Origin of the sequence: Labilithrix sp. (assembly GCA_019637155.1) — a bacterium.
GTDB lineage: Bacteria > Myxococcota_A > Polyangia > Polyangiales > Polyangiaceae > Labilithrix.
Genome location: JAHBWE010000009.1, coordinates 271,818 through 288,255 on the forward strand (window position 1 = coordinate 271,818; position 16,438 = coordinate 288,255).

General features: G+C 70.9%; 14 protein-coding genes. 6 read left to right on the top strand and 8 right to left on the bottom strand.

The genetic code is table 11. From position 1 onward, the window contains the following. Positions 1 to 28: 28 nt before the first annotated feature. The 4 genes from KF837_20925 to KF837_20940 all read right to left on the bottom strand — a co-directional run bounded on the left by KF837_20925 (position 29) and on the right by KF837_20940 (position 5,925). Positions 29 to 1,765 carry a HAMP domain-containing protein gene (locus KF837_20925; GenBank protein MBX3229795.1) on the bottom strand — a complete coding sequence of 579 codons (1,737 nt, stop codon included), beginning with the start codon at positions 1,763 to 1,765 and terminating at the stop codon, positions 29 to 31. Next, positions 1,753 to 2,670 (bottom strand): hypothetical protein, encoded by a 918-nt coding sequence (locus tag KF837_20930; GenBank protein ID MBX3229796.1) that lies wholly within the window; start codon positions 2,668 to 2,670, stop codon positions 1,753 to 1,755. Before KF837_20930 ends, KF837_20925 begins: the two co-directional genes overlap by 13 nt. Before the next feature lie 15 nt (positions 2,671 to 2,685). After that, complete coding sequence (locus KF837_20935; protein MBX3229797.1) at positions 2,686 to 3,264, bottom strand: hypothetical protein; 579 nt, start codon at positions 3,262 to 3,264, stop codon at positions 2,686 to 2,688. A 69-nt stretch (positions 3,265 to 3,333) separates the two neighbouring features. Beyond that, positions 3,334 to 5,925 carry a hypothetical protein gene (locus KF837_20940; protein ID MBX3229798.1) on the bottom strand — a complete coding sequence of 864 codons (2,592 nt, stop codon included), beginning with the start codon at positions 5,923 to 5,925 and terminating at the stop codon, positions 3,334 to 3,336. A gap of 97 nt (positions 5,926 to 6,022) precedes the next feature. Between KF837_20940 and KF837_20945 the strand changes: the two genes are divergently transcribed. After that, positions 6,023 to 7,009: a hypothetical protein gene (locus tag KF837_20945; GenBank protein ID MBX3229799.1), complete on the top strand. Its 987-nt coding sequence runs from the start codon at positions 6,023 to 6,025 to the stop codon at positions 7,007 to 7,009. Positions 7,010 to 7,102: 93 nt separating this feature from the next. Here the strand turns inward: KF837_20945 and KF837_20950 are convergent, their stop codons facing one another. Further along, positions 7,103 to 7,474, bottom strand: coding sequence for a hypothetical protein (locus KF837_20950; GenBank protein MBX3229800.1), 372 nt, complete (start codon positions 7,472 to 7,474; stop codon positions 7,103 to 7,105). A 15-nt stretch (positions 7,475 to 7,489) separates the two neighbouring features. Further along, positions 7,490 to 9,409 (bottom strand): aspartate--tRNA ligase, encoded by a 1,920-nt coding sequence (aspS, locus tag KF837_20955; GenBank protein ID MBX3229801.1) that lies wholly within the window; start codon positions 9,407 to 9,409, stop codon positions 7,490 to 7,492. A 76-nt stretch (positions 9,410 to 9,485) separates the two neighbouring features. Here aspS and KF837_20960 point away from each other — a divergent pair, with 76 nt between their 5' ends. After that, on the top strand, positions 9,486 to 11,372 hold the full coding sequence (locus KF837_20960; protein MBX3229802.1) for a hypothetical protein: 1,887 nt from the start codon (positions 9,486 to 9,488) through the stop codon (positions 11,370 to 11,372). Positions 11,373 to 11,542: 170 nt separating this feature from the next. After that, positions 11,543 to 12,004 (top strand): hypothetical protein, encoded by a 462-nt coding sequence (locus KF837_20965; GenBank protein ID MBX3229803.1) that lies wholly within the window; start codon positions 11,543 to 11,545, stop codon positions 12,002 to 12,004. An 8-nt stretch (positions 12,005 to 12,012) separates the two neighbouring features. Here KF837_20965 and KF837_20970 read toward each other — a convergent pair whose 3' ends face one another. Next, positions 12,013 to 12,525: a hypothetical protein gene (locus KF837_20970; protein MBX3229804.1), complete on the bottom strand. Its 513-nt coding sequence runs from the start codon at positions 12,523 to 12,525 to the stop codon at positions 12,013 to 12,015. A 23-nt stretch (positions 12,526 to 12,548) separates the two neighbouring features. On the opposite strand from KF837_20970, the gene KF837_20975 reads away from it, so the two are divergent. Beyond that, positions 12,549 to 13,640, top strand: coding sequence for a hypothetical protein (locus tag KF837_20975; GenBank protein ID MBX3229805.1), 1,092 nt, complete (start codon positions 12,549 to 12,551; stop codon positions 13,638 to 13,640). A 58-nt stretch (positions 13,641 to 13,698) separates the two neighbouring features. On the opposite strand, the gene KF837_20980 is transcribed toward KF837_20975, so the two are convergent. Continuing rightward, positions 13,699 to 14,511, bottom strand: a complete 813-nt coding sequence (locus tag KF837_20980; protein MBX3229806.1) for a hypothetical protein — start codon at positions 14,509 to 14,511, stop codon at positions 13,699 to 13,701. 79 nt (positions 14,512 to 14,590) lie between these two features. On the opposite strand from KF837_20980, the gene KF837_20985 reads away from it, so the two are divergent. Both KF837_20985 and KF837_20990 read left to right on the top strand, forming a co-directional pair. Then, positions 14,591 to 15,958 carry a glutamine synthetase gene (locus tag KF837_20985; protein MBX3229807.1) on the top strand — a complete coding sequence of 456 codons (1,368 nt, stop codon included), beginning with the start codon at positions 14,591 to 14,593 and terminating at the stop codon, positions 15,956 to 15,958. A 140-nt stretch (positions 15,959 to 16,098) separates the two neighbouring features. After that, a complete protein-coding gene (locus tag KF837_20990; protein MBX3229808.1) occupies positions 16,099 to 16,434 on the top strand; it encodes a Nif11-like leader peptide family natural product precursor in 336 nt (111 codons plus the stop codon). Positions 16,435 to 16,438: the final 4 nt, after the last annotated feature.

Here is a 16,438-nt window from a genome sequence, read left to right on the forward strand (position 1 = left end):
TCGGCACGCAGATCGAGCTCTGACCGCGTCAGTCGACCGTCTCGACGCCCTGCTGCTTCGCGCGCTCGCGGGCCTCTTTTGCCGCTTGCGCGATCGCGAGGATCTTCATGCCGGGGAGGTGGAGCGTGAAGCGGGCGCCGCCGAGGCGGGGGCTCTCGCCGGCGTCGATCTCGCCGCCGTGCTCGACGACGACCTTCTTCACGATCGCGAGGCCGAGGCCGGTGCCGTCCGCCTTCGTCGTGACGTAAGGGTCGAAGATGCGGCCGCGCATCGACGCCGCGACGCCGGGGCCGTCGTCGTCGACCTCGATCCGCGCGCCTTCGCCCTCGCGGTGCGCGCTCACGAGCACGCGGCCGATCACCTCGCTCGTCGCGCCGCCGGCGGGGCGTGAGCCGTGGAGGTGGTGATCGCGGATCGCCTGGACCGCGTTGCGTACGAGGTTGATCACGACGCGGCGCAGCGCCTCGCGATCGATCGCGACCTCGATCGCCTCCTTCGGGACCTCCCACTTGACCTCGACGTTGGCCGGGAGCGCGTTGTCGCCCTCCTCTCCCGCGAAGGGGTCCTCGAGGTGGCCGAGCTGGTTCTCGCAGTCGTGGAGGAAGTCGGAGAGGTTCGCCGGCTTGAGGTCGGCGTGCGGGAGACGCGCGAAATTCGAGAAGCTGCCGACGAGGCGGCGCAACGTGCCGACCTCCTCCTCGACGATCTCGAGCGTCGTGTCGAGGAGCGCGCGGTAGCGCGGGTCGTCGCCGGCGTACTTGCGGTGGCACTCCTGGACCGCGAGCTGGATCGGCGTGAGCGGGTTCTTGATCTCGTGCGCGAGGCGCTGCGCCATGTCCTGCCACGCGCCGATGCGCTGGAGGAACTCGATGCGCGAGCGCGACTGCGAGATCTCGCCGATCATGCGGTTGAAGGTCCGCGCGAGGTCGGTGAGCTCGTCGGAGCCGGTGACGGGGACGCGGACGGAGAGGTCGCCTTGCGCGACCAAGTTGATCGCGGCGGAGAGGCGGTTGATGCGGCGCGTGACGCCGCGCGCGAGGAGGAAGCCGAGCGGGACGGTGAGGAGGACGGTGGCGCCGAGCAGGAGCGCGAAGACGTTGAGGTAGCCCTGATAGACGTCGGAGCGCGACGACTCGATCTGGTGGTAGCGGTTCACGACCTCCGCCGACTGCTCGAGCTCGTCGAGGCGCTTGCTCGACACGGCGAAGGTCGCGAACACGCAGACCCCGTCGGGGTCCTCGGTGAGTGGATGGATCTGGGTGAGGCTCTTCTCCGTCGTCTGATCGACCGGGCGGCCGCGGTCGCGGTGCGCCATCGTCTTGCCGGCGACGTCGTCCGGATCGAACGGCGGCGCCGGAGACTCCGGCGGCGCGCGGAGCACGCGCAGCTCGACGAGGCTCGTGAACGCGGGGAAGAGCGCGTCGAGCTCCGCCTCGAGCGTCTCCACGTTGCCCTTCCGCGCCGCCTCGCGCAGCACCGGATCGGAGGCGATCGCCACGGTCTGGTGCTTCAGGTCGTCTTTGATCGCCTTGACGTAGTCCTTGTAGACGTCGACGCCGCGATCGAGCTGCTCGCCGATCTCCGGCGTGTAGAACACCGCGACGCCGCGGCGGAACATCTGCGTCCCGAGGTAGAGCGCGGCCGCGAGCGGCACCATCGTCGTCACGAGGATGACGATCGCGAGGCGGCGCTCCGTCTTGCCGACGAAGATGTCGCGGACGCGGAGGTACGCGCGCCGCCGCGCCCCGCTGCTCACGGACCCCACCAGAGCAGCTCGAACGAGCGCGCCTGCCCGTCCTTCGACAGGTGCACCTCGAGCTTGTCGCCCTTCGGCTTGATGAACGGCGCGGGGAACTTGTCGGCCGGCCAGAACGCGGCCTTCTCGAAGCCCTCCTTCGTCAGCCAGAACGCGTGGAGGCCGTCCTTGTTCGGGCCGTGCACGAGGAGCATGCGGCCGCCGCCGACGAGCGCGAAGTCGAGGTGCGCGAGCCCGTAGTCGGTGAAGCGCTCCGGGGACGGGAACGCCGCCCCGACGTCCTTGACCTCGGGCAGGTGGGCCTTGAGGTACTTGTAAAATACATCGTATCGAATCTTGGAGAGGCGCGCGAAGGTGCGCCCCTCCGGCGCGGCGATGATCGGGAGCTCCTCGGGGCGGAGGCACGGCACCTCGACGTGGGCGCGGTAGCGATCGCCGAGCGTCGCCGTTCCTTCGTCGCTCAGCGACTTGAGCCACCAGTGGAAGACGGGGAGGTCGCCCTCGCCCGCGCGCGACTTCAAGTGGACGAGGCTCTCCCAGAGCGGCCGCCGCACCGCCCACGTCGCGCCGTGGTTCTTCACGACGCAGGCGCCGACGTAGAGCGCGCCGTGGATCACGAAATTGAACAGCTCGTCCCGCTCGCGGAGCCGCTCCCGCGCCGCGGGTCCGATCGCGGCGCCGAGGCGATGGACGCTCGCGTCGCTGAAGTCGAGAGCGAGGTTCGTCACGCCGAGCGCGGTCTCGGCGAGCTCGACGAAGATGCGCGCGGCGTCGTCGAGCTGCGCGAGGATGTACGGGTTCTTCGCCGGGTTCGCGTCGGTAGAGCGCGCGCGGCCGAGATCGCTCCTCGCGTCCTCCGGGTACAGCGGAAGGAAGACGTCGCGAAAGAGCGCCTCGGCCGTGGTCGCCACCATGGGTGGCCTTGCTTACTACTGCGACGCGGCGGCGGCGACGAAGACGAACGCGACGAGGAGCGCGCCGATGATGGCGAGGCAGAAGCCCACGACCGCGCACACGATCTCGATGATGAACGCGGTGCTCATCTTCTGGAACGCCTGCATCAGGTGCTGGAGGTCGTTGCCCTGCGTCGTCACCACCGCCTTCAGCGAGTTACCGGCGCCGAGGAACGTGACGCCGACGACGATCGCGACGATGCCCGCGGGGAGGTACGTCGCGAGGCCGGGGCTCACGAACATGCCGCAGCTCCCGATCACCTGGAGCGCGCCGAGCGTCGTCGAGATGATGCCCCAGAGCTTCACGCGGCTCGCGGCCTTGTCGATGATCGAGTTCTCGTACTCGTTGAACTCGTAGTTGCCGTACTGCGGCGTCATCCCCGCCCCGGCGCCCGGCGCGCCGTACGGGTTCTGCGCGAAGCCGGGCGGAGGAGCGCCGTAGCCGGGAGGAGCGCCGTAGCCGCTGGGAGGCCCGCCGGGCGGAGCGCCGTAACCACCGCCCGGAGGCGCACCGTATCCTCCGCCCCCAGGCGGGGGCTGCCATCCACCTTGCATCGACTCCTCCTAACCTTCCCTGAACGGGACGGAGTAGACCACGCGTCGCGCTTCACGACAAATCGGCAGCTACTCGACCTCGAGCGTTCCGCCGCACGGGATGTCGAAGGTGTTCTCCTTGCCGGCGCTCCCCACCTTCACGCGGTGCGAGCCGCACGGCACCGTGATGTCCTTGCCGCCCTGCCCGACGAGGCGGCCGTCGAGGAACACGCGGTGACCCCAGCCCTTCGGCTTCACCTTGAGGATCGCGGTCGTCTGGTCGGGCGGAGGCTTCGCGATCGTGACCTTCGCCGACGCGGTGACGACGGGCTCCGGCTCCGGCTCCCGCTCCGTCGCCGACGTCGCGGCGGAGGGCGGCGGCTCCGGGGTCGGAGGCTCCGCGCTCGTGACCGCGCTGACGAGCGACGCCGCGGTCGTCGTCGCGGTCGTGGTCGTGGTCGTGTCGTGCGCCTCGCTCCCGGCGTCGCCGCCTTCTTTCGGCGAGAGCACGCGCGTCCCGACGACGAAGGCGACCGCGCCCGTCACCCCGAGCGTGAGGAGGATGCCGACGACGAGCCCGGCCTTGTTCGGCTTCCGCGCGACGGCCGTGTCGGCGATCGCCATCGCGCGCGACGACGACGGCGGCACCGTCGGGATGTTGCGCTGGCTCGAATACCCGCCGCTCGCGAACGGGTTCGGCGGCGGCGTCGTGTTCCACGCCGGCGCGGGGATCGACGGCGACGACGGCGGCGCGGCGACGACGTTCGACGAGGAGATCGGGAGCGGCGCCATCGGCGCGGGCGGCGGCGCGATCGAGGGGAGCTGCAGCGGCGGCGGCGGGAGCGACGCGACGGGCGGCGGCGCGGCGGGGGTCTCTGCGAACGGCGGCGACGGCGTTCCGATCGGCGGCGGCGCGGGCGCGAACGCGGCCGGCACGGTCCGGAGCGCCTTCGCGGCGGAGGGCGCCGGCGATCGTTGCGGCGGAGGCGGCACGCGCGGCGGCGCGTTCGGCGCGACGGGCGGCGGCGCGGGGGCGCCGATGCCCTCCCACGTGCGCGCCGAGCGCGGATCGTCGTCGCTCCGCGGCACGTCCGGCTTCGGCGCGGGCACGAGCGCGATCGGCTTCATCGCGAGGCAAGGGACGATCTCGTCGATCGCCGCGTCGAGGCCTCCGCGCTCGCGGCGCGGGGTGCGGAAGTCGGGGCGCGATCCGGGCTTCGTCTTGTCGGTGTGCGCGCGCTGCGCGAGGAGGCGCGCGAGGCGCGCGGCGTCGACGAGCTTCGGATCGAGGATCGACGCGCGCTGGAAGAAGCGCAGCGCCGACTCGTCGTGCCCGTCGTGGTGCGCGCAGTGTCCGAGGATGGAGTGCCCGAGCTCGCAGTCGCGGTTCTCGCGCACGAGCTTCGCCGCGAGCGCCTGGATCGTCGCGCGCTGCGCGTCCTCCTTGAACGTGTCGTTGACGAGCATCTGCGCCCACTTCACGTAGAGCTCGTATTCGCGCTCCTCCGGCCGCAGCTCCAGCGCGCGATGGAGCCCCGGCAGCGCGCGCTCCGCCTCCTCCGCGTGGAGCCACATGCGCCCTTGATGGAACGCCGACTCCGCCATGAGGCGCTTCTGCGTGTCGTCCTTCGGATCGGGCCATCGCATCCGCTTGCTCGCGGGCTTCCGCGCGTCGAGGTCGGCCTTGAGGCGCTCGAAGGCCTCGCGCGATCGCGCCTGCGCGTCCGCGTTCGGCGGCGCGAGGTTCTGCCGCGTCGAGCGCCGCTGCGACGGCGGCACCGCGACGGCGAGGGTCGAGTACGACGGCCGCTTCGGCGGGAGCCCCGCCTTCACGAGCGGATCGGAGAGCAGCTCCGGCTTCCGCACCGGCGGCCGCGCCGCTTGCGCGGTCTCGTCGAACGAAGGCGCCGCGCGGCGCAGCGTGCGGAAGTCGGGCGGGATCGAGCGCGTGTCGCCGCGCTGCTTGGTCGACGGCGCGCCTCGCAGCTCGATGCCGCCGCCGAGGATGAGCGCGGCGATGAGCGGGGCCATCGCGTCGGAGGGCGCCTTCGAGAGGATGAACGGCATCGCGCCGGTGCCGTCGAGCTCGGCGAGGACCGCCGCCTCGCCTTTGTTCAGCTCGAACTCGGCGCTCACCACGTTCTCGGGCGCGACGACCTCGGGGTATCGGTTCTCGTCGACCTGGAGCACCGCTTCGATGCGGCGCTCGGGGAGGAAGGGGGCTCCCTCGACGAGGCACGGGCGCGTCCGCACGACGTAGCTGCCGGCGTCCTCCACGCGTTTGTCGTTGCGGAACAGCCGCCAGTCGCCGGGGCCGCGGTGGATGCAGCCGAGGATCTTCTCTTTGACCTGCTGCGTGAGCGCGATCTCCAGCTCGTCGCCGGTCATGAAGCCGTACTCGACGAGGATCGCGCCGAGCTTCACGGGCTCGCCGTCCACGGTGGAGTCGGTGAGCCGGCGGATCGCGGCGGCGACCTGGTCTTCGGTCAGCCGGCCCGCGCGGATCAACATGCGGCCGAGCGTCTCGGTCAACGTGCCGCCGGTGGCGAAGACGATCTCGCCGGCGCGCGAGTAGATCTGGGTCGCGACGCCGTGCGCGCGGAACTCGAGCACACCCGTGACGTCCTCGCGTTCCAGGGCGAGGAGCGGCTGTACGACCGAGCCTTTTCCAGCGCTCTCCACTCGTCTTGGATCAAACCGATTGGGACGCGTGATTGCAACGAGAGAGCGTGCAAATTCGATCGATGGATAAGGGGACGCTCAGTGTACGGTTACACCCTTGCTCACGCCGGACGTGCGCTTCGAAGGTTGGACGACCGAGACGTGGACGCGGTTCGTCCATCTCTGGAAGCCGCGCGCCACGCCCGATCGCGAGGCGACGCGCCCGCGCGGCGGCGTCATCGCGATCCACGAGGACGGACGGCTCCGCAAGCTCCTCCACACGCGGACGGGCCGCCTCGATCCGCGCGGCGAGTGGCCGATCCCGCTCTCGGAGCTCGCCTCGATCCATCACGCGAGCTTCGCGCTCGCGGCGAAGACGGGCGCGCTCGAGGAGCTGATGGAGCGCTTCGGCGCGCGCCTCCGTCGGACCGACGACCTCACCGCGCAAGCGCTCCTCGTCGCCGAGATCGCGCGCGAGATGCTCGACGAAGGCGCGATCGAGCGATGGCCCGAGCGGCTCAAGGGCGTCCCGCTCCCGACCGACGTGATGGTCCGGCGCGCGCTCGACGCGATCTGTCCCGACGGCCACGCGATGGTGCTCGGCGTCTTCCGTCAGGGCGACCTCTGGACCGCGGGCGCCGCGCGGCGTCGCGGCGACGCCTTCGACGTCCTCGCCGGCCCGGAGGACATCCGGATCCGGATGGGCCTCATCTCCGGCGACTGGCGGCGCGACTACCGTCACGTCGCGCGCGCGGTCGAGGAGCAGTACGCGCCGGTCGCGATGGGCATCTTCGCGGAGGTCGATCGCTTCCGCGAGCTGCAGGTCGATCCGCAGCCGGGCGCGTGGGGACGCGCGGCGGTCGTGCGCGACGTGATCCTCTCGCCGATGCCGGTCGGCGTCCGCCTCGCGCTCGGCGCCGACGGCGCGCGCTTCGCCTTCGAGACGTTCCGCACGATCGCGGGGCGGAGCGAGACGCTGAAGAAGCTCGATCCCGTCTTCGCCGCCGCGCGCGAGCGGCTCGGCGCGGTCGCGGGGAACAAGGACGTATCGACCACGCTCGGCTTCGATCCACTCGCCGCGCTGCGCGCGCTCCTGCGACGTTAGCTCGCGCTCAGTGGAGCGCGCCGTCGACGACGCCCTGCGCCCCCGCCATCGGCGCCTGCAGGATGGTCCCAACGTGCGGCTTCGCGCCGAACGTCATTCGGCGTCCGCCGCTGCGTCCGGTGGATTCGACGACGTGCCGTCGTCGCGGCAGGTGTCGTCGCGGGCGAGGGCGGCGAGCGCGCCGGGGCACTCGGGATCGGTCCCTGCTGCGTCGAAGAGGTGCGGGTAGGGCCCGCACATCGTCGCGGCGTAGACGGTGCGGCCGCCGTCGGAGTGACCCTGCGCCAAGCAGATGGGGCCGCACTGCGGGCCGGGCGGCTCGCCGGTGACGACGTCGAGGCTCGTCACGACGTCGAGGCACCGCCGGTCCACGCGCCACACACGACCTTGATAGATGCGCGAGGGATCGCCGCACGCGATCGCGACGTCGACGACGAGCGCGATCGCGAACAGGCGGCGGGCCATGGCGCCCATCGTAGGTCAGGTCGGCGGCTCGACGATGCGGACGTGGAGCTCGCGGAGCTGCTCCGGCTCGACCTTGTTCGGCGCGTCGGTCATGAGGTCCTGGCCCTTCTGCGTCTTCGGGAAGGGGATGACGTCGCGGAGCGACTCGGCGCCGGAGAGGAGCATCGCGAGGCGGTCCATCCCGATCGCGATGCCGCCGTGCGGGGGCGCGCCGTAGCGGAGGGCGTCGAGGAGGAAGCCGAACTTCTGCTTCGCCTCCTCGTTGTCGATGCCGAGCGCGCGGAAGACCTTCGCCTGGACGTCGGGATCGTGGAGGCGGATCGAGCCGCCGCCGATCTCGAAGCCGTTGAGGACGAGGTCGTAGCGCCAGCACAGCACCTTGCCCGGATCCTTCTCGATGAGGTCGACGTGCGCGTCGTGCGGGCGCGTGAACGCGTGGTGCGCCGCGGCCCACTTCTTCGTGTCGTCGTCGTACTCGAAGAGCGGCGGGTTCACGACCCAGAGCAGGTTGAACTTGTTGCCGTGGCCATACTCCGGGATGAGCCCGAACTTCTTCGCGAGGTGGACGCGCAGGTTCGCCATCACCGTCTGGACGGTGGACTCCTTGCCGAACTGGAAGAAGACGAGGTCGCCGTCGGTCGCGCCGGTCGCCTCGTTGATCGCGTCGCGGAGCTCGTTCGTGATCGACTTCGCGAGCGGCGACTGCGTCCACTCCCCGCCCGCGCCGATCTTCGCGCGCGCGAGGCCCTTCGCGCCCATGCCCTTCACGAAGTCCTCGAGCTTGTCGAGCTCGGCGCGCGAGAGCTTGCCCGCGTGCTCGGCGGGGATGCGCATCGCCTTGAAGATCTCGGTCGGGAGGTCGCGGCGGTACTGGCCGCTCGTGAACTTCTCCGCGATGTCCTTGAAGAACGGCACGCCGCCGCCGGCGTGGTCGACGACGAGGCCGGTGATGTCCGTGTGCGGGAGGTCGAAGCGGAGGTCCGGCTTGTCGTTGCCGTACTTCGACATCGACTCTTCGAACGGCATCTGCGGGAAGCGCCCCGACGGATACTGGGCGTGGAGGTCGACGCCGAGCGTCTCCTTCCACACCGCGAAGATCATGCCCTCCATGACCTTGAAGATGTCGTCCTGGTTCACGAACGACATCTCGACGTCGATCTGGGTGAACTCGGGCTGGCGATCGAGGCGGAGCGCTTCGTCGCGGAAGCACTTCACGATCTGGAAGTAGCGGTCGAAGCCCGCGCACATGTAGAGCTGCTTGAAGAGCTGCGGGCTCTCCGCGAGCGCGTAGAACTTCCCCGCGTTCATGCGCGAGGGGACGAGGAAGTTGCGCGCGCCGCCGGGCGTGTACTTCACCATGAACGGCGTCTCGAGCTCGAGGAAGCCCTGCCCGTCGAAGTACCGCCGCACGGTCTGGTTGATGCGGTGGCGAACGCGGAGCGTCTTCTGGAGCGGGGCGCGGCGGAGATCGAGGTAGCGGTACTGGAGGCGCTTCTCCTCGCCGGTGTCGATCTGGTCGGCGATCTCGAACGGCGGCGTGTCGGCCTTGTTGAACACCGTCATCTCGACGACGTGGACCTCGATCTCGCCGGTGGCGATCTTCGGGTTCTTGTTCGAGCCGCGTCCGACGACGTAGCCGTGCACGCCGATGACCCACTCCGAGCGCACCGCCGACGCGGCCTCGTAGGTCTTCTCCGCGAGCGCGACGTTCGCGTCGTTCTTCTCGACGAGCTTCTTCTCGAAGAGGATGACGGCGCTCTTGTCGAAGACGAGCTGGGTCACGCCCTCGCGGTCGCGCAGGTCGACGAAGACGCAGCCTCCGTGGTCGCGGTAGCTCGCGACCCAGCCGAAGAGGACGACCTCTTTGCCTTCGTCGCTCGCGCGGAGATCGCCGCAGCGATGGGTGCGTTTCAGGTCGTCGATGAAGCGTGCCAAGGGAGGTCTCTCCTTCAAAAGCGGCCCAAAAGTGGGACCACGAGGGCATAGCAGGTTAGACCAGAAGCCCTGCCCGATGAAGAGCCGGCTTGACGCGGTGCTCCGATCGATTTCGGCCCTGATTCCTGCGGTCCTCGCGGCGCTCGGGGCGACGTCGACCGCCCTCGCGGCCCACGACGACGGGGTCGTCCGCGCGGTGGGCGCCGGCCCGACCGGCCTCTTCCGCGCGCTCGATCTCCTCGTCGCGGCCCCTGCTCTCTTGCTCCCGTTCGGCACGCGCGCCTTCCGCGCGGGCCTCGCCGGCGCGTTCGTCACCGCGGTGGCGGGCTGGATCGCCTTCGGCCTCGCGCGCGACCTCGTCTGCGCCGCGGTGCCGGCGGTGCTCCGCAACACGAGCGACAAGAAGAGCGAGCGCCTCATGAGCGCGGTGAGCGCGGTCGCCGTCCTCACCGCGCTGCTTTCCCCGATCTGGCAAACCGAAGCGGCGGCCCCTGGCGGCGCGACGACGGGCGCGCTCCTCGTCCTCCTCACCCTCCACGTCGCATGCACGACCGCCTCCCGCCCCCGCAGCCGCCGCGGAGCCGCGGGGGTCGCGGGCGACGCTGATTCCGTACTGATTGGTACAGAACCCGATTCGGTGGGGCCCGGTCGAGCGACCGATTCTGTACTGATGGGTACAGAAGGTGCGGGCGTGCTGCCGGCGATGGCGTTTCTGGTTGGCCTCGCGGCGAGCTACGAGCCGCTCGTGCTCGCGGCGGCGGGGCTCGCGTGCGTGCCGGCGATCGCGCTCGCTTGGCGGAGCGTGACGCGTCACGCGCTGGTCCACGCGGCGGTGATGTTCGCGCTCGGCCTCGTGCCGTTCGCGATCGCGATCGCGCTCGGGCAGCGGCCGCCGGAGGTCGCGCTGCTGCGGCCCGCGCTCGAGCTCGGCGGGACGACGGCGCCGCTCGCCTTCGCGGCGAACGAGATCGGTTGGGTCGCGATCGGCGCCGCCGCGCTCGGGCTCGCGCTCGCGTGCACGCGGCCTGCGGCGTGGCCCTTGGTCCTCGTCGTCGCGGTCGGCGCCGTCGCGCTCGCGCTCCACGCGCGCTCGGGCCCGAGCCGCTACGCGCCGGTGCTCCTCGCCGCGCTATGTGCGCTCTACATCCTTGCCGCGACCGCGCTCGCCGTCGTCGTGCTCGCGATCGCGCGCGCGCGCGTGCCGTTCGCGGAGGCGAGCGCGGCGCTCGTCGTCGTCCTCGAGCTGGTGCTGCCGGTGCGCGCGGCGGACGAGACCGCGAGCCGCCGCGACGCGCGCGCCGCGCACGCGGCGGCGATCTGGAACGACGTCGCGTGGGGCCCCGCCGCGCCGGCCGCGATCGTGCTCGTGCACGACCGCGTGACGATGGGGCGGATCGCGGCCGCGCGCGCGACCGGCGACTTTCGCGCCGACCTCGTCGTCGTCCCCGCGTACGACGTGCAGAGCCGCGCCGGCGAGCGGGCCCTCCTCGCGGAGCCGAAGCTCGCGCCGCTCTATCGCGACATGGCGCTCGGCGTGCCGCCGGAGGAGCTCTCGCTCGCGCAGCTCGGATCGCAGCGCCCCGTCTACGCGTGCTTCGATCCGAAGTGGGACCGCGTGCTCTCGCGCCACCTCGTCCCGACCGGCCTCACCGCCCGCTTCGAGCCGGAGCCGCGCGGCGCGAGCGATCGCAAGCGCGCGCTCGATCAGCTCGCCGCGACGAAGGACCGGCTCGTCCGGATCACGGTGGCGAGGAAGGACCCGGAGCTCGCGGCCGCGACGGCGCAGCTCCTCCGCGCCCGCGCGGTCGGCATGGGCGCGACCGGCGAGCGCGACGTCCTCGCGCACTCCCTCGACGACCTCCGCGCCTTCGCGCCCGACGACCCGATCGGCAGCACCTTGGTCCGCCGCACCGTCACGACGAGGGGCGCGATCGACGTCCGCGATCTGAAGCCGTACCTCTGACGCGAATCCGCGCCGAGATGCTCGATCCGATCAGGGTGGGTGTGCGGAGTGGGTCGATCCGTCGGGCGGGTCGAGCGCGTCGGGCGCGTGGAGGGCCCGGATTTGCGCGGCATTGTCGAGATCACCCTCGTTGGAACGTGACCTGCACCAATGTGGGTGGAGGTGATGAAATGATGAAGGCGATGGTCCTTGGCTTGGCGGTTCTTCTTGGTGCGTGCGCGGCGCAGGCGGACGGGACGGCGTCGGAAGAGTCGAACGTCAGCGCGGCGGCGGCGACGGAGGGTGGTCGCTCGATCGCGGCGTGCAACGGGAGCAAGCGCTGCGAGCATGCGCTCGTGCTGAGCGCGCTGTTCGCGAGCGAGCTGCGTCTCGTGGACCCCTATCCCGAGCAGAACGCGGAGAAGCCGCTCGCGCGCGAGGTCGCGGCGGAGTGGCTCGCGATGGAGAACGACGGCCGCATCCGCCTCGAGATCGTGCCGATCGCGAACGGCCGGCACGAGGTGTTCGTGGGGCTCGCGTCCGGTCACGAGACGAACGAGGACGAGGGCGACGCCGCGGCGATGCTCTTCAAGTTCACGCTCGACGGCAGCCGCATCGTCGAGTCCGAGGTCGTCGGCCACTTCGCCGGCTGACGCCCGGATCAGAACGCGTAGCCGACCACGAGATCGAGCGCGGGGAAGAAGCCGCGGAACGAGTCACGGCGGGCGCCGACCGGCACCTCGTACGCGAGCCACTGCAGCCCGCCGCCGACGCGCACGTTGACGTGGTCGGCGAAGAGCCACGACCACCCCGCGAAGGCGCCCGTCGAGTAGCCCCACGCGCGCTCGGCGCCCGGCTCGTCGACGGTGACGCGATCGACGCGCAGGAACGGCGCGACGTAGAGGCCGCGCGGCGCGTCGTGGGTGAAGAACCACGTCGCGCGCACGCCGCCGCCGAGGCCGGAGAGGTTCGGCTTGTCGACCGCGGGTCCGAACCACGTCCCGAAGACGTGACCCGTAACTTGAAACGCGAGCTGGCGCTCGAACGTGCGCTCGAACGCGAGGCCCACCACCGCGAGCCCGAGATCGAGCAGCACCGCGTTCTTCGGCTGCGCCTGCGGCTGCGGCGTCTCGGCGTGGAGGGCGGCCTCGGGCACGGCGAAGAGCGGCAGCACGCGAACGACGGTAGCATCGCGGCGTGAGCGAAGGTCCGGCGATCGTTCGAGGCGCGATCCTCGCGTATCGCGTGTTCGACGCGGGCGAGCAGATCGCGCTCGACGTCGCGGAGAAGCTCGTCCCCGGCGGCAAGCGCCTCGAGCTCGCGAGCACGCTCGCGGAGGGCCTCGTCATCGCGGTGCGCCCGCTCGAGATCGCGCTCGCCGAGTGCGAGATCGCGGTGCCGGGGATCGAGGGGCCGGTCCGGGCGCGCTGCTCGGCGCGCGTGTTCGACTTCGGGGCCGTGTCGGTCCTCTACGAGATCGCGATCGAGCCCGGCACCACCGTCGCCGCGCTCACGCCGATCTGCGACGCGCTCTACGACGCGCCCGAGCTCGACGCCCACGGCGCGGAGCATCGCGACGAGATCGTGAAGCTCCTCGGCCCCGCGATCGAGAAGGCGCACGCGTGGCGCGAGGCGGAGAGCTACACGATCGTCTTCGCGGAGGAGCTGCGCGGCTGCACGGTCGAGACGCTCGTGCGGTCGGAGGCGGTCGCGAAGCTCCTCCTCGGCGAGAGGAGCGAGCGCGCGCTCGCGGACTCGGCGCGCGAGGACGTGCTGAAGACCGCGTTCTCGTACCTCGCCGACGACCTCGTCATCGTCGACTGGAACAGCGCGCTCGTCGTCGAGCCGGGCGGCTCGCGCGTGGTGCCGCGTGTCCTCGAGCTCGCGACGTGCCAGCTCCTCGAGTTCCGCTACTACGACGGCCTCCTCGATCGCGAGCTCGCGAAGGTCTACGACGACGTGGAGCGCTCGCCGCGCATCCTCAAGAGCCCCTTCAGCGCGCTCACGCGGCAGGTCCTCCGTCGCTACATGGAGCTCACCGAGTTCACCGAGCGCGTCGACAACGCGATCAAGTCGGTCGGCGACTTCTACCTCGCGCGCGTCTACACCGCCGCGCTCGGACGCTTCCGGATCCCGGAGTGGCGCGAGTCGGTGGAGTCGAAGCTGGGCCTCGTCGGCCGCGTCTACGAGCTGCTCAAGGGCGAGGTCGAGGTCTCGCGCACGCAGATCCTCGAGATCATCGTCATCGTGCTGATCGCGCTCGAGGTCGTCAATTCGCTCCGGCACTGAGTCTTCAACACAGGGGGCTCCGCCCTGCGAGGGCGCCTCCTCCGCCGCTGCTCGGCCGTCACTTCCCGGGCTTGCACCAGCCGTTCATCGAGGCGCTGCACAGCGGATCGCCGGCCGGGCACGCGCATTCGGGCTGCGTCGCAGGCGGCGGCGCGCCCGCGGTCGTGTACGTCTTGTGCAGCGTCTCGCACGCGCGCGCGGCCGACGTCGTGACGTTGTCGCTCTTCGCGCGCTGCACGCAGAGGTTGGCGAGCGTGAGCCCCTCGCCGCGCCAGCGCTTCGCGGGTCCTTGCACCACGTCCTCGAACGTGAGCGCGATCTTTCCGTTCGTTCGATAGGAGGCGGGCGTCTTCGTGAGGCCGAGCTCGTCGAGCTTCTGCGACCAGCGGAGAAGCATCGTCGAGATCTCGTCGAGCACCTCGATCCGCTGCTCGCTCGTCGCGTCCGGCGCGTAATACGCGGCGGCGGAGCGGCGGTTCAGCTGCTCGAGGAGCATGTTCACGTGCTGGAACTCGCTCGCCGCCGGCACGCCGCTCGTCGACGTGAAGACCGGCGTCGCCGCGGCGACGTACGCCGCCCGCGCGTCGCGCATGTTCTTGATCGCGTCGGCCCATTTCTGATCGTGCCGAAACGTCGCCGACCAGGCCCCGTTGAGCATCGTGCTCGGATCGTCCTTCGGCGCATCCGCCGCGGAAGCGGGAGCGGGAGCGGGGCCGGGGCCGGGCTCCGTCGCGGTCGCGCCCTCCTCGCCCTCGTCGGGCTGCGGCGGCTGCTCCGGCATCGCGACGGCGGCGGGATCGACGGGCCGCGGCGTCGGCGCACACGCGGCGAGCCCGAACACGAAGACGGAAGCGCGGATGAGGGGACGCATGACTCGTGCAGACACAGTGGCCCCGGTCGAGCTTTGGTTCCCACCGAAGTGAAGAGCGCGCGTGATAGCTTCGGGGGCGATGGACGTCGCCGCGCTGAAGCAGAAGTTCGACGAGCTGGGGATCAAGAAGGTCAAGGTCGGCGGCTTCGACCTCGACGGCGTCCTCCGCGGGAAATACGTCGCGCTCGACAAGTTCTGGAGCGTGCTCGAGCCCGGCTTCGGCTTCTGCGACGTCATCTTCGGTTGGGACATCGCCGACGTCCTGTACGACAACGCGAAGGTCACCGGCTGGCACTCGGGCTACCCCGACACGCACGCGATGATCGACGCGAGCACCTTCCGCGTCCTCCCCGCGGAACTCGACACAGCAGCTTTTATCGTTGACTTCGTCGAAAAAGACCCGAGCGCCCCCGGCGGCCATCGCCCCCACCCCGCGTGTCCGCGCGCGCTCCTGAAGACGGTGCTCGCGCGCGCGAAGGAGCGAGGCTTCACCGCGACGGTCGGCGTCGAGCTCGAGTTCTGGGTCTTCAAGGAGACGCCCGAGACGCTGCAGGAGAAGGGCTTCCGCGAGCTGACGCCGATCTCGCCCGGCATGTTCGGCTACTCGTGGCTGCGCGAGGAGCAGAACCGCGCCTTTTGCCACGCGATCCTCGACGAGATGAAGGCGTTCGACGTCGAGCTCGAGGCGCTCCACACCGAGACGGGGCCGGGCGTGTACGAGGTCGCGATCAAGTACGACGAGGCGCTGCGCGCCGCGGACAAGGCGGCGCTCTTCAAGACGCAGCTGAAGAGCCTCGCGTCGCGGCACGGGCTCGCGGTCACGTTCATGGCGAAGTGGAGCCACGACCTCCCCGGCTCGAGCGGCCACCTCCACCAGGCGCTCTGGAACGCGCAGAAGAAGAACGTGTTTTACGACGAGGCCGGCGCGCACCAGCTCTCGAAGATCGCGCGGCACTACGTCGGCGGGCAGGTCGATCTGATGCCCGAGCTGACCGCGCTCTACTCCCCGACCGTGAACGCGTACAAGCGCTACGTGCCCGGCGTGTGGGCGCCGCTCAACGCGTCGTGGGGCATCGAGAACCGCACGACCGCGATCCGCGTCATCCCCGGCGGCCCGTCGTCGACGCGCATCGAGTATCGGCAGACCGCGGCCGACATCAATCCATACGTCGCGATCGCGACCTGCCTCGCGGCCGGCCTCTGGGGGATCGAGAACGAGATCGAGCCGCCCGCGGTCGCGGAGGGCGACGCGAGCGCGAACAAGGAGCGCCGCCTCCCGCGCACGCTGCGCGAGGCGACCGACTGGCTCGACGAGAGCAAGCGCGCCCGCGACATCCTCGGCGAAGCCTTCGTCGATCACTACGTCCGCACCCGCGACTGGGAGGTCCGCCAGTACGAGCGCGCGGTGACCGACTGGGAGCTCCGCCGCTACTTCGAGTCTGTTTAGCTCGAGAGGGCTCTGCCCTCTCGAGCTCTCCCGCTGGGGGTCGCTCCGCACGCGCTGCGCGCGCGCTCCGCCGCCCCCAGACCCCCGCGAGAGGGCTCGACTACGGAACGTGGGCGCGGCGTTGTAGCCTGAGGATTGATATGTCGACCGAGGATGCGAAGAAGTTTCTCGATGAGGTGAACGATGATGCTCGCCTGCGGGCGAGGCTCCTCGGCGCGGGGATGGGGGCGCAGTCGTGGGTGAGCGAGGCGGCGTCGAAGGGGTACGAGGTGACGGTCGACGAGCTTCGCGCGGTGGCGGAGGGGCTCGTCGGCAGGCCGATTTCGGCCGAGGCGCTCGCCGGTCAGCTGCGCAGCCTCTTCGAAGGGGAGCTCGGCGACGAGAGCCTCGACGCGGTCACGGGCGGCGCGGGCGTCCCCGCCCGCAAGCTACGAGTGCAGACGACCAAGCCGAGCGGAGGAGGGGGGAAGCCGTGAGGGA